The 21,354-nt window shown below is 73.7% G+C and carries 24 protein-coding genes; 12 read left to right on the top strand and 12 right to left on the bottom strand.

Annotated elements, in window-relative coordinates; genetic code table 11:
• Window positions 1-315: 315 nt before the first annotated feature.
• Window positions 316-1,248 (bottom strand): lytic polysaccharide monooxygenase auxiliary activity family 9 protein, encoded by a 933-nt coding sequence (locus tag ACRYCC_RS21000; RefSeq protein WP_433814526.1) that lies wholly within the window; start codon window positions 1,246-1,248, stop codon window positions 316-318.
• A gap of 211 nt (window positions 1,249-1,459) precedes the next feature.
• On the opposite strand from ACRYCC_RS21000, the gene ACRYCC_RS20995 reads away from it, so the two are divergent.
• Complete coding sequence (locus ACRYCC_RS20995; RefSeq protein WP_433814525.1) at window positions 1,460-1,900, top strand: hypothetical protein; 441 nt, start codon at window positions 1,460-1,462, stop codon at window positions 1,898-1,900.
• On the opposite strand, the gene ACRYCC_RS20990 is transcribed toward ACRYCC_RS20995, so the two are convergent.
• Entirely contained in the window at window positions 1,893-2,273 is a 381-nt protein-coding gene (locus tag ACRYCC_RS20990) for a hypothetical protein (protein ID WP_433814523.1), read from the bottom strand. The genes ACRYCC_RS20995 and ACRYCC_RS20990 overlap by 8 nt on opposite strands.
• A 79-nt stretch (window positions 2,274-2,352) precedes the next feature.
• Window positions 2,353-3,300, bottom strand: coding sequence for an NADP-dependent oxidoreductase (locus tag ACRYCC_RS20985; RefSeq protein ID WP_433814521.1), 948 nt, complete (start codon window positions 3,298-3,300; stop codon window positions 2,353-2,355).
• A 139-nt stretch (window positions 3,301-3,439) separates the two neighbouring features.
• Here ACRYCC_RS20985 and ACRYCC_RS20980 point away from each other — a divergent pair, with 139 nt between their 5' ends.
• Window positions 3,440-6,397 carry a helix-turn-helix transcriptional regulator gene (locus ACRYCC_RS20980; protein WP_433814520.1) on the top strand — a complete coding sequence of 986 codons (2,958 nt, stop codon included), beginning with the start codon at window positions 3,440-3,442 and terminating at the stop codon, window positions 6,395-6,397.
• A gap of 40 nt (window positions 6,398-6,437) precedes the next feature.
• Here the strand turns inward: ACRYCC_RS20980 and ACRYCC_RS20975 are convergent, their stop codons facing one another.
• The 4 genes from ACRYCC_RS20975 to ACRYCC_RS20960 form a co-directional block, all read right to left on the bottom strand.
• Window positions 6,438-7,001, bottom strand: a complete 564-nt coding sequence (locus ACRYCC_RS20975) for a hypothetical protein (RefSeq protein WP_433814518.1) — start codon at window positions 6,999-7,001, stop codon at window positions 6,438-6,440.
• A complete protein-coding gene (locus ACRYCC_RS20970; RefSeq protein ID WP_433814517.1) occupies window positions 6,998-8,722 on the bottom strand; it encodes a PHP domain-containing protein in 1,725 nt (574 codons plus the stop codon). The genes ACRYCC_RS20975 and ACRYCC_RS20970 overlap by 4 nt, the downstream gene beginning before the upstream one ends.
• Before the next feature lie 188 nt (window positions 8,723-8,910).
• Window positions 8,911-9,090 (bottom strand): DUF1059 domain-containing protein, encoded by a 180-nt coding sequence (locus ACRYCC_RS20965; RefSeq protein ID WP_433815032.1) that lies wholly within the window; start codon window positions 9,088-9,090, stop codon window positions 8,911-8,913.
• Window positions 9,091-9,298: 208 nt separating this feature from the next.
• Complete coding sequence (locus ACRYCC_RS20960; RefSeq protein WP_433814515.1) at window positions 9,299-11,185, bottom strand: ABC transporter ATP-binding protein; 1,887 nt, start codon at window positions 11,183-11,185, stop codon at window positions 9,299-9,301.
• Window positions 11,186-11,284: 99 nt separating this feature from the next.
• On the opposite strand from ACRYCC_RS20960, the gene ACRYCC_RS20955 reads away from it, so the two are divergent.
• A complete protein-coding gene (locus tag ACRYCC_RS20955; RefSeq protein ID WP_433814514.1) occupies window positions 11,285-11,710 on the top strand; it encodes a MarR family winged helix-turn-helix transcriptional regulator in 426 nt (141 codons plus the stop codon).
• Between the two features lie 32 nt (window positions 11,711-11,742).
• Here the strand turns inward: ACRYCC_RS20955 and ACRYCC_RS20950 are convergent, their stop codons facing one another.
• The gene (locus ACRYCC_RS20950) at window positions 11,743-12,081 is read right to left on the bottom strand and encodes a hypothetical protein (protein WP_433814512.1); all 339 of its coding nucleotides are present in this window, start codon (window positions 12,079-12,081) and stop codon (window positions 11,743-11,745) included.
• 222 nt (window positions 12,082-12,303) lie between these two features.
• Complete coding sequence (locus tag ACRYCC_RS20945) at window positions 12,304-12,816, bottom strand: VOC family protein (RefSeq protein ID WP_433814510.1); 513 nt, start codon at window positions 12,814-12,816, stop codon at window positions 12,304-12,306.
• 57 nt (window positions 12,817-12,873) lie between these two features.
• Between ACRYCC_RS20945 and ACRYCC_RS20940 the strand changes: the two genes are divergently transcribed.
• The 3 genes from ACRYCC_RS20940 to ACRYCC_RS20930 all read left to right on the top strand — a co-directional run bounded on the left by ACRYCC_RS20940 (window position 12,874) and on the right by ACRYCC_RS20930 (window position 15,506).
• Window positions 12,874-13,323: a MarR family winged helix-turn-helix transcriptional regulator gene (locus tag ACRYCC_RS20940; RefSeq protein ID WP_433814508.1), complete on the top strand. Its 450-nt coding sequence runs from the start codon at window positions 12,874-12,876 to the stop codon at window positions 13,321-13,323.
• 273 nt (window positions 13,324-13,596) lie between these two features.
• Window positions 13,597-14,346 (top strand): polysaccharide deacetylase family protein, encoded by a 750-nt coding sequence (locus ACRYCC_RS20935; protein ID WP_433814506.1) that lies wholly within the window; start codon window positions 13,597-13,599, stop codon window positions 14,344-14,346.
• A complete protein-coding gene (locus ACRYCC_RS20930) occupies window positions 14,343-15,506 on the top strand; it encodes a YncE family protein (RefSeq protein ID WP_433814504.1) in 1,164 nt (387 codons plus the stop codon). Before ACRYCC_RS20935 ends, ACRYCC_RS20930 begins: the two co-directional genes overlap by 4 nt.
• A 47-nt stretch (window positions 15,507-15,553) precedes the next feature.
• Here the strand turns inward: ACRYCC_RS20930 and ACRYCC_RS20925 are convergent, their stop codons facing one another.
• Window positions 15,554-15,964 carry a BlaI/MecI/CopY family transcriptional regulator gene (locus tag ACRYCC_RS20925; RefSeq protein WP_433814502.1) on the bottom strand — a complete coding sequence of 137 codons (411 nt, stop codon included), beginning with the start codon at window positions 15,962-15,964 and terminating at the stop codon, window positions 15,554-15,556.
• A 431-nt stretch (window positions 15,965-16,395) separates the two neighbouring features.
• Here ACRYCC_RS20925 and ACRYCC_RS20920 point away from each other — a divergent pair, with 431 nt between their 5' ends.
• The 5 genes from ACRYCC_RS20920 to ACRYCC_RS20900 all read left to right on the top strand — a co-directional run bounded on the left by ACRYCC_RS20920 (window position 16,396) and on the right by ACRYCC_RS20900 (window position 19,274).
• Window positions 16,396-16,929, top strand: a complete 534-nt coding sequence (locus tag ACRYCC_RS20920) for an Rv1733c family protein (RefSeq protein ID WP_433814500.1) — start codon at window positions 16,396-16,398, stop codon at window positions 16,927-16,929.
• 89 nt (window positions 16,930-17,018) lie between these two features.
• Complete coding sequence (locus ACRYCC_RS20915; protein WP_433814498.1) at window positions 17,019-17,531, top strand: universal stress protein; 513 nt, start codon at window positions 17,019-17,021, stop codon at window positions 17,529-17,531.
• 5 nt (window positions 17,532-17,536) lie between these two features.
• Window positions 17,537-18,115 carry a class I SAM-dependent methyltransferase gene (locus tag ACRYCC_RS20910; protein WP_433814496.1) on the top strand — a complete coding sequence of 193 codons (579 nt, stop codon included), beginning with the start codon at window positions 17,537-17,539 and terminating at the stop codon, window positions 18,113-18,115.
• A 2-nt stretch (window positions 18,116-18,117) separates the two neighbouring features.
• Window positions 18,118-18,744 (top strand): MgtC/SapB family protein, encoded by a 627-nt coding sequence (locus ACRYCC_RS20905; protein WP_433814494.1) that lies wholly within the window; start codon window positions 18,118-18,120, stop codon window positions 18,742-18,744.
• 65 nt (window positions 18,745-18,809) lie between these two features.
• Window positions 18,810-19,274 carry a PH domain-containing protein gene (locus ACRYCC_RS20900; protein WP_433814492.1) on the top strand — a complete coding sequence of 155 codons (465 nt, stop codon included), beginning with the start codon at window positions 18,810-18,812 and terminating at the stop codon, window positions 19,272-19,274.
• Between the two features lie 58 nt (window positions 19,275-19,332).
• On the opposite strand, the gene ACRYCC_RS20895 is transcribed toward ACRYCC_RS20900, so the two are convergent.
• Together ACRYCC_RS20895 and ACRYCC_RS20890 are read right to left on the bottom strand one after the other, a co-directional pair.
• On the bottom strand, window positions 19,333-20,064 hold the full coding sequence (locus ACRYCC_RS20895) for a hypothetical protein (protein ID WP_433814490.1): 732 nt from the start codon (window positions 20,062-20,064) through the stop codon (window positions 19,333-19,335).
• A gap of 9 nt (window positions 20,065-20,073) precedes the next feature.
• Complete coding sequence (locus ACRYCC_RS20890) at window positions 20,074-20,529, bottom strand: hypothetical protein (RefSeq protein WP_433814488.1); 456 nt, start codon at window positions 20,527-20,529, stop codon at window positions 20,074-20,076.
• Window positions 20,530-20,652: 123 nt separating this feature from the next.
• Here ACRYCC_RS20890 and ACRYCC_RS20885 point away from each other — a divergent pair, with 123 nt between their 5' ends.
• Window positions 20,653-21,303, top strand: a complete 651-nt coding sequence (locus tag ACRYCC_RS20885) for a TetR/AcrR family transcriptional regulator (RefSeq protein WP_433814487.1) — start codon at window positions 20,653-20,655, stop codon at window positions 21,301-21,303.
• Window positions 21,304-21,354: the final 51 nt, after the last annotated feature.

Here is a 21,354-nt window from a genome sequence, read left to right as displayed (position 1 = left end):
GCCGGGCCCCGCCCGGAGTGGCCCTACGGCCGCGTACTCACTCCCTCGCATCCAGTTCCGATCCGATCTCTCAAGATTCATCCGATCACTGACGTGACTCATGACACAGTGAAGCGGCGAAACTGGCAATACCTCGCAACTCATTCGTTACAATGCAGATATTGATCGGATGATTCTGATGGGAGAGGGGCGAGCGCGATCAACGCGCGGTGTCTCGCCGGGTCCGCGCGCACGCCCTGGCGAGCCGGCCCACCAGGGGCGGGGCGGAAGGCAGGCCGGGCCCGGCGAGAGGGCGATCGGCGGGTCAGCGGGCGGTCAGGAGTGGCGGCCCGCGCCCCTGCGCCGGACCAGCGCCACCGAGGCGGCCACGACCAGGAGGAACAGCCCGGCGCCACCCGCGGCCAGCGGAAGGACGCCGTTGCCGCCGCCCTCGTCGCGCTCGCGGGACGCCGCCGGGTTCAGCGAGACCCCGGCGACCGGGGCGGCGGAGGCCGGCGTCGCGGTGCCTGCCGGGCGGGCGGTGCGCGTGGCGGCGGGCCGGGCGGCGCCGCGGGTGCCGCGCGTGCCCCTGGCGCCGGCGCCGCTACCGGCGCCGCTACCGGCGCCGGTGCCGGCGAAGACGACGTCCGAGCACGAGTAGTACGTGTCCGGGGTGTTGGAGGTCTGCCAGACGGTGTAGATGAGATGGCGCCCGGTCTTGCCCTTGGGCAGCCGTCCCGCGGCGACGTAGGCACCGCCGCGGACCGGCGGGTCGGTGACCGTCAGGAACGGCCTGGACTCCAGATCCGACCATCTCAGCGCATGGGACCGGTCGTAGCCGTTCCGGGTCACGTACAGCCTGAAGGCCCCGCGGTGCGGGATCGTCACCCGGTACTTGAAGGTGAACCGGGCCCCGGAGACCATCCGGGTCGCCGGCCAGTCGGTCCGGGCGAGATCGAGTCCCCGGAACCTCGCGATGCCTCCGCTGCACAGCCTGCCGTCCGGGATGACCTGCCGGTCCCTGCCGTTGACCCCGGGCACCCGTATGTTGTCCCAGTCCTTGACCGCCTGGACGCCGCTCGCGGCCGCCGCGGCCCGGCAGGCCCCGGACCTCGCGCCGCTCCCGCCCTCCGGTCCGCAGACCAGGCCCCGGCTGGGCGGGTTGCCCGTCGCGCCGTGCGCGCCCGCCGGCCCGGCCGGGATCGCCGACAGCGTCCCGGCCATGGCGAAGACGACGGTCACCGCACCGGCTCTGCGACAAGCGGTCACTCGGGAGACCTCCTCATGGGCCGCGCGGGCCCGCGACGGGATGGGCTACCGGGCTGTACGCGCCCGGACGGGCCGCGGGTTCAGCCCGGGACCGAACTGCACGTGCAGTCGTACGTGCAGATTCCCTTGCATAGAGATCACCGATGCTGGAGCATGGAGGTCGATCGTAGAACTCCACTCAGCTTTCGGCCGATGGAGAGGACGGTTGAACATGACGGCCTTCTGGTACCGCCCGGACGGGCGGCCCGCCACGCGTCAGGAGGCTCAGAACCTGCTCAGCGACGCCGCCCTGCGATTGCTGGCTCAGGACACCCTGCACGCCGACGGCGACATCGTGGTCATCTCCACCTGGTTCACGGTGTTCGACCACGCGCCCCCGGACTACGGGCGCCCCCTGCTCTGGGAGACGGTCGTCTCCGACGGCCGCATGCACACCGACATCGCGCACTACAGCACCCGCGCCCAGGCCAGCAGGGGACATGCCGACGCCGTGATGCTGATCGGCCACCGGCTCCGCGAGCTGTCCACGACCCCGGACGTCCAGGCGGGGCGCGCACGCCAGGCCGTGCCGGTCCCGGCTCCCGTGCCACTGGCCCGGCCGGTTCCGGAGCCGTACGCCGGTCCGCCGCTGAGATGGGCCGGCTCTAGCTGATGGTGAAGTCTCCGTGGATGTCGCGGAACTGCACGACCTTGTCGGCCCGGCCGTCGAAGGTGTTGGCGACCACGCCGTGATCGGCGGTCGTCTCGACCTGGATCCGCTGCCACACCGCGCGCAGCTCGCCGCCGAAGCCGGGGTCCTCCCGGGCGACCCGCTGCAGGGCCTCCGCGAGGGCCTCGACCCGCCCGGGCTCCTCCGGTCGTTCCTCGGCGGCGGCCAGCGCCGCCTCCTCGGCCGGGCGGCCGGTGAACCGCTCCCGTATCCGGCGCACGAGGGCCGCGAGCGCCGGGCCCGCCTGCTGGCCCAGCGACTCGGCGCCCTTGGTCGCCACGGCCGTCGCGATGGCCATGGTGATCGGATCCGTCATCGGCGCTCCCGGTCGAAGCGGCGCCGCCCCGCACGTGCGGCGGCCCATCCCGGCCCACAGTAGTCGGCGCGACCCGGCCCTACATGACGATGACGGTCTTGCCGCGGGCTCCGCCGGCCCGGTTGCGGGCCAGCGCCGCGGGGGCGTCGGCCAGCGTGACCTCCTCGTCGATGAGGACCTGCAGACCGCCGTCCCGGACGGCGGCGGCCAGCCGGTCGAGAGGCTCCAGCCCGCCCGCCGCCGTGAAGTTGCCGCCGGTGATCCCGCGTGCGTCCAGCGCGTCGGGGTCCGCGGAGCCGATGGTCGACTGCGCCACCCCGCCGTCCTGGACCAGCGCGGCGAGCTCGGCGAAGGCCCGGCGGTCGCTGACCACGTCGATCAGCGCGTACACGCCCTCGGGGTGGGCGGCCTCGACCTGCTCCGCCAGCGGGGACGCGGTGTGATCGATGACCTCGGAGGCGCCGAGCTCCCGCATCCGGGACGCGGCGTCCGGCTTGGCCGTCACGATGACCCGCGCGCCACGGCTCGCGGCCAGCTGGGTGGCGAACGAGCCGACGCCCCCGGTGGCGCCGACGATGAGGACCGTACGGCCCGACAGATCCCCCCGGCCGAGCCGGTCGACCATCCCGAGCGCGGTCATCCCGGCCACCGGGAGCGCCGCGGCCTGGGCGTCGGTGACCGCGTCGGGCACCATGGCGAGCTGATCCTCGGGGCCCGAGGTGTAGTCGGCGTAGGTGCCGTGCCCGATCGGCGGATGGATGAGCCGCCCGAAGACCCGGTCCCCCACCGCGAAGTGGGTCACCCCCGGGCCGAGGGCCTCCACCGTGCCGGCGCCGTCGACCCCGAGGACCAGGGGGAAGGTGTGCGGCATCGTCCCGTCGTACATCCCGTCGGCGATGAGGGCGTCCACCGGGTTGATCCCCGCCGCGGACAGATGGACGAGCACCTCCCCGGGACCGGGCTCGGGTGTGGGCAGGTCCACCAGACTCGGCTCGCCCTTGAACTCGGTCACGGCAACAGCACGCACGATTCCCCCCGAAAGCGCGACATCTGTACAACAACAAGCTCCCCACGACGATCGTCGCGAAAACCCGGGGCCGACCGCCTCGCCCCGGCCCGGCATGCGGCGGTCCTTACCGTCGGATCTGGATGGAATACTCCCTGATGTGACGATACGGACGACCGAGGGCGGCCTGGTCGGGCGGGAGAGCGAGCTCAGGGTGCTCACCGCCGCTCTCGACGCGGCCGCCGCGGGCCGGCCCGGCGTCATCCTGATCAGCGGGGACGCGGGGATCGGCAAGACCCGGCTGGCCGGGCAGCTCGCGGCCACCGCCCGGGAGCGCGGCTGGGCGGTGCTGGTGGGGCAGTGCGCGGAGCTGGGCGAGAGCATGCCCTATCTCCCGCTGGCCGACGCGCTGCGGCACGCCACCCGCGACCCGGCCCGGGCGCCGGGGGTCTGGGACGCGCTGCGGTCCCGCCCGGTGCTGGGCCGGCTGCTGCCCGACGGGGACACCGGCCCCGGGCCGGGAGCCGACCGCCCGGAGCTGGCCCAGCAGCAGCTCTTCGGGGCGGCCCTCGGCCTGCTGGGCGAGCTGTCGGACACCGACCCGGTGCTGCTGGTGCTCGAGGACCTGCACTGGGCGGACCGCTCCACTCGTGACCTGCTCACGTTCCTGAGCCGGGTGCTCCAGCACGAACGGGTCTGCCTGGTCGGCACCTACCGCAGCGACGACCTGGGCCGGCGGCACCCGCTGCGCAAGGTGATCGCCGAGCTGCTCCGGCTGCCGAGCGTGACCTCCCTCGGGCTGCGCCCGCTGGAACCGGCGGAGATGGCGGACCATCTCGTCGAGATCGGCGGGGAACGTCCGTCGACCGAGGTCCTCGACCACATCATCGAGCGGGCCGAGGGCAACGCGTTCTACGCCGAGGAACTGCTGGACGCCGCGCGGACCGGCCAGGAGCTGCCCGCCGGCCTGGCGGACGTGCTGCTGTCGCGGGTGGAGCGGCTGTCGGAGACCGGGCAGCGCGTGGTGCGGGTCGCGGCGGTGGCGGGCCGCCGGGTGAACGACGACCAGGTACGGCAGGTCTCCGGCATCGACGAGGCCACCTACGACCAGACGGTCCGCGAGGTCGTGTCCGAGCAGCTGCTGGTCCCCGACGGGTCCGAGGGCTACATGTTCCGGCACGCGCTGCTCCAGGAGGCGGTCTACGCGGACCTGCTCCCCGGGGAGCGGACCCGCTGGCACGCCGCCTTCGCGCGGTTGCTGGCCCAGCCGCATCCGGGACGCCGCCGCTCCGCCGCCGAGCTCGCCTATCACTGCCTGGCCAGCCACGACCTGCCGGGCGCGTTCCGCGCCTCGGTCGAGGCGGGCCAGGAGGCGCAGCGGCTGGCCGCGCCCGCGGAGGCGCACGAGCACTTCGAGCAGGCCCTGTCGCTGTGGGACGCCGTGCCCGAGGCCGAGCGGCCGGCCGGGCTGGACCGGCCCCATCTGGCGCTGGCGGCGGCCGGCGCGGCCGCGCACAGCGGTGAGCCGCGTCGCGCCGTCACCCGGCTGCGCCGGCTGCTGGAGTCCCTCGATCCGGCCGACGACCTCCTGCTGTACGCCGAGGTCGCCGAGCGCGCCGCCTACTACCTCTCCGACATCGACCACGACCTGGAGGCGGCCGAGACCGCCCGCTCGATCGTGGAGCTGATCCCCGCGGACCCGCCCACCGCGGTACGCGCCCGTACGCTGGCCACCTACTCGCGGAGCCTGCTCTACACCGAGCGGCACGAGGAGATCCCGGCGCTGGCGGAGGAGGCCATCGCGCTGGCGCGGGCCACCGGCTCGCTCGAGGCGGAGGCGGGCGCCCTGGTCAACCTGGGTCTGTACCGCGAGAGCCGGGGCGACCTGTCCCCCGCGGAGGAGCTGTTCGCGCAGGCCCGCACGGTGGCCGGGCGGGCCGGTGACCTGCCGGTGGCGATGCGCGCGGCCTACCACTGCGCGCGCGCCGAGTTCGACCGCGGGGAGCTGGCCGCCGCCGCGCGGTCCGCCGCCGACGGGGTCCGGGCCGCGGTGGACACCGGGCTGGGCTGGAGCATCTACGGCACCGACCTGCGTTTCCTGGAGTACCTCATCCACTACACCGCCGGGGACTGGGATCTGGCCGAGGCGCTGGCCGCGCAGTTCCCGGTCCGGGTCGGCACCATCGCCGAGGCCCAGGTCTCCTCCTACGCGCTGTTCCTGGAGATCGCCCGGGGGGACGACGGCGTCCGCGAGCGGCTGTCGTGGCTGGAACCCCTGTGGGCCCAGGACTGGCACGTGGCCTACATCGCGCGCGGCCTGGCCGCCGAGCACGCCCTGTGGGAGGGCGACGAGGAGACCGCGCTCGGCCATGTGAACGCCGTGCTGGAGGCGCTGGAACCGACCGCCGCGGGCAGCATCCGGATCGCCACGGTGGGGCTGTCGATCCACGCCGACCGCGCGGTCCGGGCCCGGGCCCAGCGCGACGACGCCGCGCGGGCACGGGCGGTGGAGGCCGCCGACGTCCTCATCGCCCGGGCCCGCAGGGCCGCCACCGACATCGCCAGCGGGCCCCGGCTGTGGCTCGGGGTGGAGGGCCGGGCCTGGCTCGCCCGGGCGGAGGCCCAGTGGCACCGCGCCCGGGGCGAGGACGACCTGGAGCTGTGGCGGGCCGCGGTCGACGGCTTCGGGTACGGGTTCACCTACGAGGTGGCCCGGTCCCGGCTCGAGCTCGCCGAGGCGCTGCTGACGCACGGGCGGCCGGAGGAGGCCGAGGCCGAGTGGCGGCAGGCGGTCGAGGTCGCCGAGCACCTCGGCGCCGCGCCACTGCTCGGCGCCCTCGGCCTGCTCGGCAGGAGGGCCCGCTTCGGCACGCCCAAGCGGCCGGTCAGCTCCGGCCAGGGCCCGCTGGCCTCGCTCACCGGCCGCGAGCGCGAGGTGCTGCACCTGGTGACCGCGGGCCGCAACAACCGCGAGATCGCCTCGACCCTGTTCATCTCCCCCAAGACGGCCAGCGTCCACGTCTCCAACATCCTCGCCAAGCTGGGCGCCTCCTCCCGCACCGAGGCCGCGGCCATCGCCCACCGGGAAGGCCTCACCCAGGGCCCGCGGGACCGGTGACCTGGCCCGCCGAGGCCCGGCCGGGCCTCGGCGGGGCGCGCTAGGCGTGATCCGCGCAGCAGGGCGTGGGGTCGGGCACCTCGAAGAGGGCGAGGGCGGCCTCCCCGGCCGGCATGGCGAGCAGGGTCATCAGGCCGTCGCGCCATTCGGGCCGTACATGGTCCCGGGTGTGCACCGGGGTGTGCGGGGCGGGCGTCCCGCCGCCCGCCAGCACCTGGACGCGGTCGATGGCGGAGCCGTCCAGGAGCGCGCCGACGGTGAGCGTGCCGGTGAGCCGGCCGGCCCCGGGGTAGCGGACGAGCCGGCCCGAGCGCCGGGCGGCGTGCTCGCGGGCCGCGCCGGCCGCCGTCTCGGCGAGCGGCGCCGGGCCGGTGCGGGCGCCGGCCAGCTCGGCGCCGGTTCCCGGGGGCAGGACGGCCAGGTCGATCGGGCCGGCCAGCTCCAGGGACACCGCCACGTGCGGCCGGTCGCCGCGGACGAAGTGCGTGCAGGCGACGACGCCGTCCCCGAGGCCGAGCAGCGCGACCAGGTCACTGATCAGGTGCTCGGCCTCCGGGACGGTCGGCGACCCGGCGTCGGCGCCGAGAACGAGCGGGGAGGTCACCGGCCCGGCAGAACCCAGATCGGGTTGCTGTAGAACCAGAGGTCCTTCCACGGGTCGGCGTTGCCGACGACGTCGATCGCGGGCCCGTTGGGGTCGATCGCCGCGCCCTGCAGCCCGGGGGCGGTGCGGTGGCCGTCGGTGCCGCGCAGCCGTACGTACACGGGCTTGTCGACGGAGCCGAGCGCGTAGACCAGCCGTACCGAGCCGGTGCTCTTACCGACCTCGAAGGACTTGACCACCTTGGTGTTCGGGGTGACGAAGGCGTCCCGGTCGGACGCCTTGCCGGTGACGTCTCCCTGGATGACGTCCACCCGGGCCAGGGCCGGCACGAACTGCGCCCAGTTGGGGCCGTTGGCGAGGTCGATCTCGATGACGAGCTCCACCTTGGCGCCGCGCCGGACGTGCAGCATGCCGCCGAGCGGGACGCCCTGCTCGCCAGAGCCGGCCGGGCGGACCCGGACGTCCAGGCCGCTGATCAGGCCGCCGTGGTCGACCCAGACGCGGCCCTCCCGGATGGCCGTCATGACGGCGGCGTAGGAGAACGAGGTCGCGCCGACGTGCGTGCGGCTGTAGTAGCCGGGCCAGAAGTCGCCGTTGGAGAGGGCGACGTCTCCGCCGTACACCGGCTCCTCGTAGTAGCCCAGGGTGTTGAAGTCGCCGGGACCGCGGGCGGCGGTGTCGCCGTAGACGGTGTGGGAGTCGGAGTTGGCGGTGATCCACCAGGACTTGCCCTCGGCGAGCAGGCTGTCCCACAGCCCGCCGACGGTCGCGGTCATCCAGTCGAAGCCCCCGAAGGTCCGGTAGCTCTCCGGCGGGTAGCCGCTGTAGGAGTCGGCGCTCGGGCTGTTGTCGTAGAAGCCGCGCCCCGAGCCCGGACCGTGCGGAGCCGGGATGCCGGCCGCCTGGTGGCCCGGCGCGCCCTCCATCCCGACCGCGATGCCCGGCTGGGCGTCCCGCCAGCCGCGGATCTCGTGCGGCGAGTCGAGGCCCTTGCGGGCGGGGTGGTTGGCCAGGAACAGCGCGTCCTTGACCCGGCGCCGGCGCACCGCGTCGGCGAGGAAGTTCACCCCCGCGATGGCGAGGGCCTCGTTGGCCGGGGTGTTGGCGGTGGCGTTCTTCACCCCGCCGTCGAAGGAGTTCTCGAACTGCTTGAGCACCGCGACCTCGTCCTTGCCCGGGTGCACGAACACCGTGCCGTGCTCGGCGGCCGGGATGTTCCACTCCAGCCCCTGGAACACCAGGGTGTCCTTGATCGAGGAGCGGGCGGCGACGATGTCCGGGTTGACCTTCTCGACACCGATCTTGGCGTGCTGGACACTGCCGTGGTCGGTGATGACCATCCAGTCCAGCCCGAAGGCGTTGGCGTGCCGGACGTGGTCGATCACCCGGTAGAGCCCGTCGGAGCTGTACCGCGTGTGGATGTGGTGGTCCCCGGCCAGCCAGCGGAAGCCCCCGCGCGGCTCCCGGCGCGCGGCGGCAGCGGCGGCGGCGGCGCGTTCCGGGGTCGCGGCGGCGGCCGCGCCGGGGGTGGCCAGCACACCGGCGGCGGCCAGGCCCGCTCCGAGCAGGCCGGTGCCGCGCAGCATCGTGCGGCGCGAGACCTCGGACGGGGACAGCTCCTCGTCGGGGATCGAGGTGTCCAGCACGGGCGGCAGCGCGCCGGCCTCGCCGTGCGAGTGATCGTCACCATGGTGATGGTGAGGGTGGTGGTCGTGTCCCATGGTGGCTCCCTGCAAAAGATCCGCCGGGGGTCTTGCCTCCGGCTACAGGGCGACACTGACGGCACCATGTGAATGCCTGGTGACCAGGCGCGGAAGACCAGCACACAAGATCGTGTGCAGCTCGGTCCCCGGACAGGGCAGAGCCCCCGGACCGTCCTCGGCCGGGGGCTCTGCGGCGAGCCGGTGGATCAGTGCACGGGCTGGGCGTCCTTGAGCCCGTTGCGCAGTGCCCTCCGCAGTTCGTCGTCGTCCCGGTGACCGTGCGCGTCGACGGCGTGCATCACGGCCACCCGCATGACCTCGTCGGGCTCGCCGGCGATCTGTAGCGTGCAGCCGCTGTCACTGGGCATGTCCCGACAGTCGATCATCTTGCGTGACATCTTGTGGTCTCCTCCTGGTCGTTCTGTGCGGAGCCCCGGGTTCCTTGTGTCCAGGTCTCCGTGCTTGCCGTCCGCCCGATCCCACCGAGAGCACCGAAGAGGGAGCATCGTTACAACACGTCAACGATAGACAACGCCGTGTGACGACCATGGGAGGGGGTGCCCGGACCGGCCGGGGCCGTACCCGGGGAGCGGCTCAGCCCGCCGCGGCCAGGTGTTCCCCGCTCCGGCCGACCAGCGCGGCGTAGGGGCCACCGGCGGACAGCAGCAGGCCATGGGTGCCGCGCTCGGCGATCCGGCCCTGGTCGAGCACGATGATCTGGTCGGCGTCCCTGATGGTGGACAGCCGGTGCGCGATGGTGATGGTGGTCCGGCCCGCCGCCAGGGCGTCGATGGCCTCCTGCACCAGATGCTCGGTCTGCGTGTCGAGCGCGCTGGTCGCCTCGTCGAGGACCAGGATCGGCGGGTTGCGCAGGATGGTGCGGGCGATGGCCAGCCGCTGCTTCTCCCCGCCGGAGAAGCGGTAGCCCCGCTCCCCCACCAGGGTGTCGTAGCCGTCCGGGAGCGACGCGATGTGGTCATGGATCTGCGCGGCCGCCGCGGCCGCGTGCAGTTCCTCGTCGGTCGCCTCCGGCTTGGCGAACCGCAGGTTCTCGGCGACCGAGGCGTGGAAGAGGTAGGTCTCTTGAGACACCACGCCGACGGCGTCCGCCAGCGTGTCGAAGGCCAGGTCGCGGACGTCGGTGCCGTCGATGGTGACCCGGCCACCGGTCACGTCGTACAGGCGCGGCACCAGGTAGCTCAGGGTGGTCTTGCCCGACCCGGTCTCGCCGACGACCGCGAGGCTGGTGCCGGCCGGGACCGCGACGTCGATGTCGCGCAGCGTGGGCTCCCCCGCGCCGGCGTAGGAGAAGTCGACGTGCTCGAAGCGGACGTCGCCCCGGATCCCGGGCAGCGCCACCGGCGCGGCCGGCTCCTCGATGTCGGGCCGCAGATCCAGGTACTCGAAGATCCGGCCGAACAGCGCGAGCGAGGTCTGCACGTCCACCCCGGTCTGGAGCAGCCCGACCATGGGGCGGAACAGCGCGGTCTGCAGGGTGGTGAAGGCGACGAGGGTGCCGATCGATACCAGCGGGTGCCCCTGCGAGGTGGTGAGACCGGCCGCCCAGTAGATGATCGCGGGCATCGCCGACATGACGATCTGGATGGTGGACTGCCGCCACCGCCCGGCCATGCCGGAGCGGATCTCCAGGTCGACGAGCTTGTCCGACTCCCCGGCGAACTGGTCGGTGAGAGCCCGCGACCGGCCCATGCTGCGGCCCAGCAGGATGCCGCTGACCGAGAGCGACTCCTCGACGATCGCCGACATCCCGGCGAGCTGCCCCTGCCGCTGCGAGGTGATCCTCTTGCGTTCCCTGCCGACCCGGCGGCTCACCGCGACGAAGAACGGGAGCATCACCAGGGACACGATGGTCAGCCGCCAGTCCAGCACCAGCATCGCGATCACCGTGGCGACGACGCTGGTGAGGTTGGAGACCAGCGAGGTCGCCGTCGAGGTCACCGTCGACTGCATGCCGCCGATGTCGTTGGCGATGCGGGACTGCACCTCGCCGGTGCGGGTACGCGTGAAGAACGCGAGCGACATGCGCTGCAGGTGCCCGTAGACGGCGGTGCGCAGGTCGTGCATGACGCGCTGGCCGACCGTGGTGGACATGTAGGTCTGCAGGACGTTGAAGACGCTGTTGGCGACCGCGACGGCGATCATCCCGAGGGCCAGCACCGCGAGCAGGCCGGTACGGCGCTGGGGCAGCGCGACGTCGAGGATCTCGCGGAGCATGAACGGCGAGGCGAGCGACACCAGCGAGGACAGGCCGACCAGCAGGCCGACGACGGCGAGCCGGCCGCGGTAGGCATGGAACAGGCGCAGGATGCGGCGCAGCTGAAGGGGCTGCCCGTCCCCCGGGACGCCCTGCGGCGCCGCCTCTCGCGGGCCCTCCCCGGGATCCTGCGTATCGGTCTCGGCGCGGGTCTCGGCGGGGGCCTGGGCTCGGGCGTTCGCGCGGGTGGGTTCGGTGCGGGGCATAGGCGGCTGCTTTCGTGCGGGACTCCTGCCCACTTTTAACAGAGTAAGACTCACAGTTATTTCGTCGAACAGTGAGCGGCACTCCGATAATGTGGGCGGGTGGAGACCGAGGACACCACCGGGCAGCTGGCCGAGCTGGTCCTGCGCGCGGCCCGGCGGATGCGGCGCAGCCAGGCCGGGCGGCTGGCGCCGCTGGGCCTGACCCCGGCACAGTCCCGGGCGCTGCGGGTGATCTCACGCGCCGACGAGCCGCTGCGCATGGTGGACCTGGCCGAGCGGCTGGGGGTCGTCCCCCGGTCCGTCACCACCCTGGTGGACGCGCTGGAGACGGCCGGCCTGGTACGCCGGGCGGCCGACCCGGCCAACCGCCGGTCGACCCTGATCCGGCTCACCGACCGGGGACGCGACCTGCGCGCGGACCTCCAGCAGGCCCGGCGGGAGGCGGCGGAAGATCTTTTCGCGCCGCTCAGCGAGCCCCAGCGGGTCGCGCTCCGTGAGCTGCTCACCGCCCTCGACACCGGCTGAGCGCCCGGCCGGGACCCCTGCCGCTGTGACGGTCAGCGGCGCTCAGCCGTCGTGCAGTCCTTGCAGCGCTTGGACGCGACGCGCCGGGTGTTGCCGCCCGTCGCCTGGGCCGGGTGGCCGGCTCCGATCCGCTCCCACAGGCCGCGGTCGGGCGAGGAGATCCATCCCCAGCCAGGGGCGGTGATGTCGGCCTCCGTCATGTGCGCGCAGCCACCGGGCAGATGGGCGAGCCTGGTCGGCGAGATGAGGATCGCGTCCGGGGCGAACCTCACCCAGCGGGCGCCGTCCCGCCCGGGATCTCCCGGCCCGGCGCCGGGCGCGCAGGCGCAACCGGCTCCCACCAGCAGCTCGCACCGGGTACATCGCTCCATGCCGTCACCCCATGTCGTCGGTCGGTCGCCGCAGGCCGTCGGCCGATCCGGGCGCCCACGGCCCCCGCACCGTGACCGACGGCCCGGGGCCGGCCTCGATGGTCGCACACCCGGCCCGCGCCACCCGGCGCACCGGTGCCGGGCCAGGGCGAATCCATCCTCGCCCCCGACCATGGCTCTACCCGGGGGCCGGTACGCGGCCGGACCGTGGCGGGGAGGCGGTCAGACCGTGGCGGGGAACGAGACGCCCACGCCGCCGCGGGTGCCACCCCCGTACCTGCGCTTCTCCCCGGCGAGGTCGAGCGGCGCCGTCTTCATCGCCTTCGCGTCCGGGGTGAGCAGGTCGGCGGGCACCAGCCAGGACACCTCGAACTCCAGCCCGTCGGGGTCCTTGGCGTACAGCGCCTTAGTCGCGCCGTGGTCGGAGGCGCCCACCAGCGCTCCGCGCTCGGCCAGGGCGGCACCGATGCGCTCGAGCTCGTCGAGCGTGTCCACCTCCCAGGCCAGGTGGTAGAGGCCGACCATGCCGCGGCCGGCCGCCGAGTCGGCCGCCTCGGCCCCGATCTGGAACAGGCCCAGGTCGTGGTCGTTGGTGCTGGCCGCCGCCTGCAGGAAGGCGGCCCGGCCCGGTATCTCGGCCACGGCCCGGAAGCCCAGGACCTCACGGTAGAAGGCGACGGCCCGCTCGACATCGCGGACATAAAGGACGGCGTGGTTCATCCGGGTGATCGGCATACTTCCCAACGTACCTCAGTTCATTGAGAGTTCAAATAATTTGGTAGCCTCACCGGCATGACCGCCCCACGATGGCTGAGCGACGACGAGCAACGGACCTGGCGCTCGCTCGTCGTGGTGCTGACCCGGCTGGACGAGGCGCTCGACCGGCAGTTGCAGCGGGACGCGGGCATGCCGCACGCCTATTACATGATCTTGGTGATGCTCTCGGAGGCGGACGGCCGGGCACTGCGCATGAGCGACCTGTCGGCGATGACGACCTACTCGCAGAGCCGGCTCTCGCACGCCGCCGCCCGGCTGGAGGAGAAGGGCTGGATCCGGCGCGAACGGTCCCCGGCCGACAAACGGGGCAGCGTCGCGGTGCTCACCGACGCCGGCTTCACGGCCCTGGCCGAGGCCGCCCCCGGCCATGTGGAGGAGGTACGGCGGCGGGTCTTCGATCCGCTGACCGGCGACGAGGCGGAGCGGCTGCGCGCCATCTGCGACAAGATCCTCGCCGCACTCTAGCTCCGCGCTGCAGGGGTGCACGGGGGCTGCCCCTGCAGCGCGGGTCATTCCCCGGCGCCGCCTGCGCCCGCCGGAGCACGCCATTCCTCCGGGAAGTGACCGGACACGCGCAGACCGCCCCGCCGGTCGCCGTGTATCCGGAATATCCGGCGGGGAAATGAAGGAAAGGCCGTTATGAATGCGGCTATGTGCCCGTAAGGCCGAGGGAGGCTTTCACCGTCCTCTCGCGCATGTCGGCCCGGCGGCCCTCCGGTAGTCCTTATGCTTCGCTGCGTGACGATTCAACGACGGGGAGTACTCGGAGCCGCGGTGGCGGCCGCCGCCGGGCTGGCGGCGGGGTGCGGCCCGGACGGGCGCCCGCGCGCCCGGACGGTGTCACCGGCCGGGCCCGCGCTCTCGCCGCCCGCCGCTCCGCACCGGTTGCCCGCGGAGGTGACCCATGGCCCGCGGGCCGGCCGGCAGGTCGCGCTCACCTTCCACGGCGCCGGGGAGCCGCGGCTCGCCCGGCGGCTCCTGGACGAGCTCGCGGCCGGCGGCGCCCACGTGACGGTGCTCGCGGTCGGCACCTGGCTGGAGGAGAACCCGGCGCTGGCCCGCGTGATCCTGGACGGCGGCCACGAGCTGGGCAACCACACCCAGCATCACGGTGACATCGCGGCGATGAGCCCGGCCGCCGCCCACGCGGAGATCGCGCAGTGCGCGGACCGGCTGGTGCGCCTCACCGGCTCGCGCGGCGCCTGGTTCCGCCCGTCACGGGCCCGGCGCGCGACGCCGATGGTGCGGGCCATGGCCGCCCGGGCCGGCTACCCCACCTGCCTGTCGTACGACCTGGACTCGGCCGATGCCGGGGATCCCGGACCGGGCGCGGTCGTCCGCACCGTGCTGGGCGGCGTCCGGGCCGGCTCCATCGTGAGCATGCACTTCGGCCATCCGGGCACGCTCGCCGCGATGCCCGCGATCCTGGGCGGGCTGGCGGCCCGCCGGCTCGGCCCGGTCACCGTCTCCACCTTGCTGGCCTCGTGAAGGCCCGGCGCGGGGCCACGTCCCTGCTGGTCGTCGGCGTCCTCACGGCGGTGGCGGCCGGAGCGGCCGGGTGCGGCGGCACCGGTCCCGGAGACCGGCATTCCGGGATGACCATGACCTCGACGCCGCCGCTGCCGCCGCCGAGGACCGCGCAGCTCAGCAACGCGATCGACGTCTACGAACACGACCGGCCCGGCATGCTCAGCCCGGTGGTCAAGGGCGTCCCCGCACGCGTCTACGTGCCCAACAGCGAGAGCAACGACGTCACCGTCATCGACCAGCGGACCTTCCGCAAGATCGGGCACTTCAAGGTCGGCGTGCTGCCCCAGCACGTGGTCCCCTCGTGGGATCTCAAGACCCTGTGGGTGAACGACAACAAGTCCAACGACCTGGTGCCGGTCGACCCGAGGACCGGCAGGCCGGGCAGCCCGGTGCCGGTCGACGACCCGTACAACCTGTACTTCACCCCGGACGGCCGGTTCGCGGTCGTGATGGCCGAACGCAACCAGAACATCGACTTCCGCGACGCCCACACGATGAAGCGCGTGCGCTCGGTCCGGGTGCCCTGCCGGGGGCCCAACCACGCGGACTTCTCCGCCGACGGCGGCTTCTTCCTCACCGCCTGCGAGTTCTCCGGCACCATCGTCAAGCTGGACACCGAGCGGCAGAGGGTGGTCGGCAGCATCTCGCTGGGCCGCAACGCCATGCCGCAGGACGTCAAGCTGTCCCCGGACGGCACCACCTTCTACGTCGCCGACATGGCCAGCAATGGCGTGTGGGTCATCGACGCCGAGCGCTTCAAGAAGATCGGGTTCATCCCGACCGGACGGGGCGCGCACGGGCTCTACCCCAGCCGCGACTCCCGGTACCTGTACGTCTCCAACCGCGGCGAGGGCACCGTCTCCCTGGTCTCCTTCGTCACCCGCCGGGTCGAGGCGCTGTGGCGGATTCCCGGCGGCGGCTCCCCCGACATGGGCGGCGTCTCCGCCGACGGGAGGGTCCTGTGGCTGTCCGGCCGCTACAACAGCGAGGTGTACGCCATCTCGACGCGGACCGGCCGGCTGATCCGCAAGATCAAGGTGGGCCGCGGGCCGCACGGGCTGTGCGTGTGGCCCCAGCCCGGCCGCTACTCCCTCGGCCACACCGGCGTCCTGCGCTGAGGCCGGGCACGCCGGCCTCCCGGCCCAGCGCGGATCCGAGCGGTGGGTCAGCCGGGCTCGCGGTCCCCGGTGGGGCTCGGGCCGGTGGTGAGGATCGCCCGCAGCAGATCCTCGTCCGCCGGCGAGAGCGCGCCGACGAAGTGCACCAGGACCTGCGCCTTGTCGTTCTCGCGCTCCAGCTGGGCGAGCATCCGGCGGGCGGCCAGTCCGCTGGCGTCGGCCACCGGCAGATAGGTGAACATGCGGCCCGCCTTGGCCCGGGTCAGCACCCCTTTGTCGACCATGCGGGTCAGGATCGTCACCACCGTCGTGTAGGCGAGCCCGCCCCCGAGCGCCTGGAGCACCTCCGCGGGCGACAGCGGGCGTTTCGCGGCCCAGAGCGTGGCCAGCACCTCGGACTCGAGCTCGCCGGGGCGGCGCCGTGGCCGGCCCGCACCGTCATGACGGCCGTCCGACACCAATGATCACTCCTCGATGGCACTGAATCACTGCTTTGGCCGCGCAGGTACCGGCAATCATAGCTTCGCACCCCGCCGCGCCCGCTCGAAGAGACCCTCCGTGTCGGCCCCGTCGACCCTGCCCCGCGGCGACCGGAAGCCAGGCGTTTCGTGCGTGCCACCGGAGCGCGACCGGCCAGGCCCCGGGGCGTGGCGCGTGGTCGGAGCGGCCCCCGGATGCGCCGCATCCGGAATGGTGGCGCAAGCCTGTCATGGACCGGAATTGCCCCTATCCCTGCGACCCGGAATCGACCTACCGTCTAGAGAGAGAACATGTCCGTTTTATGGCAAGTTTGTTGGTCATAAGGAGGTGCCCGGTGAGCGGACGACCATCTATGCGACGACTCCGGGTCCGACGAGCCATCCGGCTGCTGGGGTGTGATCGCAACCCCATGCGGCGGCCGGTCGACCGGGTCCAGACGGCCGCCGCGCTCGGCCTCCTGATCGTGTTCCTGGCCCTCGCCCCGCTGGTCGCGGGGGTGACCACCGGCCGGGCCTACGACTCCGGGATGCGGGCGGAGCGGCAGGAACGGACGGCGCACCGGCCCGTCGTGGCCACCATCGTGGCCGGTGACGGCATCACCGACAACTCCGTGCGCGGCATCCGGCCCACCGTCCGGTTGCAGTGGCGGGCGCACGACGGCACCCTCCGGTCGGCGCTGGTGCCCCAGCGCGAGCGGGACAAGGCCGGCTCGCACCGGCGGATCTGGATCGACAGGACCGGCAATCTCACCCGCAGGCCCCGCGAGCACGGCCAGACGGTCGCCGACGCCGCCCTGGCGGGCACGGCCTCCGTCACCATGGTGGCGCTCCCCTGCCTCCTGCTCTACCTGATGGTCCGGCGCCGCCTCGACCATCACAGGTTCGCCGAGTGGACCGCGGACTGGGCCCGGACCGCCCCCCTCTGGACCCGCCGGCCGCATTGAGCCCGCCTCAGCCTCTTTACGCGGACTACAGATCAGCAGAAGATATCTCCACCGGTCGGTCCGGTGCTCACATCCGGTAGGAGGCCGCCGTGGCGCCGATCTCGGAAGTCAGGGAACCGCGCGTGGTCGTGGGCGTGCACGACTCCGCCGCGGCACGCTGGGCCCTCGCCTGGGCGCTCGGCGAGGCACGGCTGAGGCGCATTCCGCTCCTGATCGTGCAGGTCGCGGCCATGCCGCACAATGCCGGTGCCGCGGTCGGCGGCGCGTTGCCGGATCTGCTGGCCACGGCACGGGCCGCCGGCCTGGCACTGGCGAACCGGCTGCTGGAGGACGTGGCCGGGAACGCGCTCTCCGATGTCCGGGTGAGCGTGCTGCCGATGGTCGGCGACGCCGGGCGGACCCTGGTGGATCTGGCCCGGGAGGGCGACCTGCTCGTGATCGGCGCGGGCGCGCACGGGTTCATCGGACGGCTCGTCCGCCCGTCGGTCCGCCGTTACTGCGCACGGCACGCGCGGACGACGCTGATCTGCGTACGGCCGCCGGCGCTCAACTCCCACACCGAGTCGCTGACCGGCACCCGGCAGGGACGTGTGATTGATTGAAGAACATGAAGTTCTTCGCCGACCGTGCCGCCACCTGGGAGGAGAAGTTCCCCGACGACGGGCCGGCATTCGCCGCCGCCATCGCCGAGCTGGCACCGGCCCCGGGGCAGACCGTGCTGGACGCCGGGTCGGGCACCGGCCGCGCCGTCCCGCTGCTGCGTCAGGCCGTGGGCGCCGCCGGGCACGTGATCGCCGTCGATCTGACCCCGGAGATGGTGCGGGTGGCCGCCGGCAAGGGCCGGGGCGCGCAGGCGGCGCTGCTGCTGGCCGACACGCTGCGTCTGCCGCTGCGGACCGGGTGCGTGGACGCCACCCTGGCCGCGGGGCTGCTCTCCCATCTGCCCGACCCGGCGGCGGCGCTGGCCGAGCTCGCCCGGGTCACCCGGCGCGGGGGCGGGCTGGCGATGTTCCACCCCGTCGGCCGCGCCGCACTGGCCGCGCGGCGGGGTCATGACCTGCGCGCCGACGACATCCGGGCCGAGCCGAACCTGCGGCCCGCCCTGGAGCGGACCGGCTGGTCGCTGACCCGCTATGACGACGGGCCCGATCGTTACCTGGCGCTGGCGATCCGGAACGGCGACTGACGATGCACTGGATCACCGTGCTCCAGGTGGTGGTGGCGGCGGGGCTGGGCGGTGCCATCGGGTTCGAGCGGGAGCTGGACGCCCAGTCGGCCGGACTGCGCACCCACATCCTGGTGGCGCTCGGCGCGGCGCTCTTCACCGTCGCGGGAGCGGATGCGCTGCACACCGACCCCACCCGGGTGGCCGCCCAGGTCGTCACGGGCATCGGTTTCCTGGGAGCGGGGGCGATCCTGCGCGAGGGCCCGACCGTGAAGGGGCTGACCACGGCCGCCTCGCTCTGGGTGACGGCGGCGAGCGGCGTGGCCGTGGGGCTGCGCGCGTGGCTCCCCGCGCTCGTGACGGCGGTGCTGACGCTGTCGGTCCTCCGGCTGCTCAAACGGGCCGAGTTCACCCCCCGCCGGACCCTGGAGATGACGGTCGAGCTCAACGCCGGGACGTCGCCGACCGACATGGAGGAGACGATCCGGGGGTTCATGCCCTCGGCGCGGGTGACCCGGGTGCGGCACTCCACGGCCGGGCACCCCCTGCTGTCCTTCCTGACCCGGGTCGACCGCGGGCAGACGCTGACCTCGATCAGCGAACGGCTGCTGGCCATCGAGGGCGTGTGCGGCGTCGATCTCGCCCGCTGACCCTCGCGGATCGCGGCCCGCCCAGCCCGCCCGGTCTGCGACGGCCGCGGTCCTATGCTGGGGAGGTGGACGAGTTCGGCGGCCCGCCCGCCCGGCAGTGGCGGGTGGCGCCCGTGTATCCCCTCGTGAAGGCGGCGGGAGCGGTGGTGTGCGCGGTGATCGCGGTGGTCTCCGCGCTGTCCGCCGCCGCGGACCGGCAGCTGGTGCTGCTGGCCGGCGTCGCGGCCGCCGGTCTGCTGGTGTTCGCGGCCCGCGACGTGCTGGCGCCGGTGCACCTGTCGGCCGGCCGGGGCGGTCTCACCGTGATCCGTGGCTTCGCCGGCCACCGGCACATCCCGTGGGCGGAGGTGCAGTCGATCCGGCTGGGAGAGCGGCAGCGGCTGGGGCGCACCACCCGGCTGGTCGAGATCGACACCGGTGAGCGGCTGCATCTGCTCAGCTCCTACGACCTCGGCGCGCAGCCCGAGGACGTCACCGAGGAGCTCCGGCGGCTCCGCTTCGCGGCGGCCGGTCAGAGCGGCCGGCCCTGACCGCGCGCGACGGCCGGTCACCCGCCGCCCGCGGGCCCGGCCGCACGGGCCGGCACACCTAGCCGGGCAGCGTCTCGATCCGGTGCCGGGCGAAGGCCAGGAGGGCGTGCAGGTCCTCGGGATGCTCGGCGGCCTCCCCCGCCAGCGCCGCTCGCAGCCGGGCCCGGGCCGCCGCGGGATCCAGCCGCAGCACGGCGCACTCCTCCGCCGCCACGCCCTGGCGGACCTGCGCCATCATGCCCGGCACGTCGCCGATGGCCAGCAGCTGCGTCGCCCTCCCCTGGGTGATCTGCACCAGGAGGGCGTGCAGCGGGCCGGCGCCGCCGGCGTAGCGGAACTCGCAGGCGATCTGGTCACCGCCGAGTGAGCCGTCCTGGATCAGCCAGGTCTCGCCCGGCAGCACCCGGCCCAGCGCGGGCAGCCAAGCCGGCCCGGCGTCGCCGGCCGGCCCCTCCGCGGCCCGCGCCGCGTCGGCACGCAGCTCCTGCGGGCCGATCGCGGCGACGGCCCGCAGGAACACCCGGGCTCCCGGGGCACGGCTCCGCTGGAAGTAACCGACGAGGTCGGCGAGCGCCCGGCGGTGGGCCCGCTCGTCGGGCGCGGCGCGTTCCAGCACGCCCAGATGTGCGGAGGTCCAGAGCTCGGCCTGCAGCGGGCCCGGCAGCGTGAGCAGCTCCGCGGAGGCGCGCACCGACGCCGCGTACAGCGCCTCCAGGCCGGGCAGCGCCAGCCCCGGTCCGGCGGCGGTGCGCACCGGGGGTCTCTCGCGGCCTCGGCTCTGTCGGCTCACCGGATCAGCCTAACGCGCGACCCTGCCGTTGATCGCGCGGACCAGGCCCTCGACCCCGCCGGCGTCCGCGGACTCCAGCTCCAGGACGGTGCCGTCGCGCAGGGTGATCGCGAAGTTGGCCACCTTGATCGTCACCTGCGCCCGGCCGCCGGCCCGCTGCTCCGCCCCGGCGACCTGGCTCAGGTCGATGTCGGCGACGAGGTCCTTGGCCCGGCCCATGATGAGCCAGTGCTGCGAGAACAGCAGGATCCGCCGGTCGGTGACCGCGGCCACCATCTTCGCGGGCAGCCCGTTCTCGCCGGTCACCTCGACGAGGCGGATGCCGGTGACGTTGCCGAGCGCCGCGTAGTAGCCGTCGCGCTTGAGGGTGCCGGGCAGGCTGATCATCGAGCTGGCGAGCAACCGCTCATCCGGGCCCATCACCTGGCCGGCCGCCTTCTTGACGGCCCAGTCGCGTGCGGCCATGAGTGTCCTTCCCTCGGGGGTGTTGCGAACGGGGATTGACTGTACAGCCAACCAGTCATGCGTGCGGCCGGAAGGGGCGACAATGGCGCTGAAGGCCCATGGGTGCAGCGAGGGGGGTACGGCTTGTCACCACGATCCGCCGAGGTCAACGAGGAACTCCGCGAGCAGTCGCGCCGCCGTATCCTCACCTCCGCGCTCGAGCTGTTCGCCGAACTCGGCTACACCCAGGCCACCGTCTCCGCCATCGCGGCCAGGGCCGAGGTGGCCCGGGGGCTGGTGTCGTACTACTTCCCGACCAAGGACGCGCTGCTCGAAGCCCTGCTGACCGAGGTGATGTTCGAGCTGTTCGGCCTCGCCGTCCCGCTGGAGACCGAGACCACCCCGGACCAGCGGCTCGCCGGGGTGATCGACCGGGTGCTGCGCGCGGCCCATCAGACGGTCGGCGTGCAGCGGCTGATCCTCGGCCTGATGCTCCAGCCCGCCACCCGCGAGGTCTTCGCCCGGGTGGAGGCCGCCAACGACGCCCAGGTCACCGTCTTCGAGGACCACCTGCGCACGATGTTCGCCGACCGGGGCGCCGCCGACCCCGCGCTGGAGGAGGCGCTGCTGCGCAGTGCCCTCGAAGGCGTGGTCTTCAAGCTGGCGGTGTATCCCGAGACGTATCCGCTGGAGGCGGTGCGCCGGCGGCTCTTCGAGATGTACGGCCTGCCGGTGGAGCGACCGCTGCTGGACGGGCCGGACGCGCCCCCGGCCCGGCTGCGAGTCCGTACCTGACCGCCGGGACGCACGGCCCGCCGGCGGGCCGACCGGCCGGGCCACGGGTCC

The sequence above is a fragment of the Actinomadura scrupuli genome (assembly GCF_050971785.1).
Taxonomy (GTDB): domain Bacteria; phylum Actinomycetota; class Actinomycetes; order Streptosporangiales; family Streptosporangiaceae; genus Actinomadura_E; species Actinomadura_E scrupuli.
Note: the sequence above shows the minus strand (reverse complement) of the source record. Positions and strands in the feature narration are given on the sequence as shown.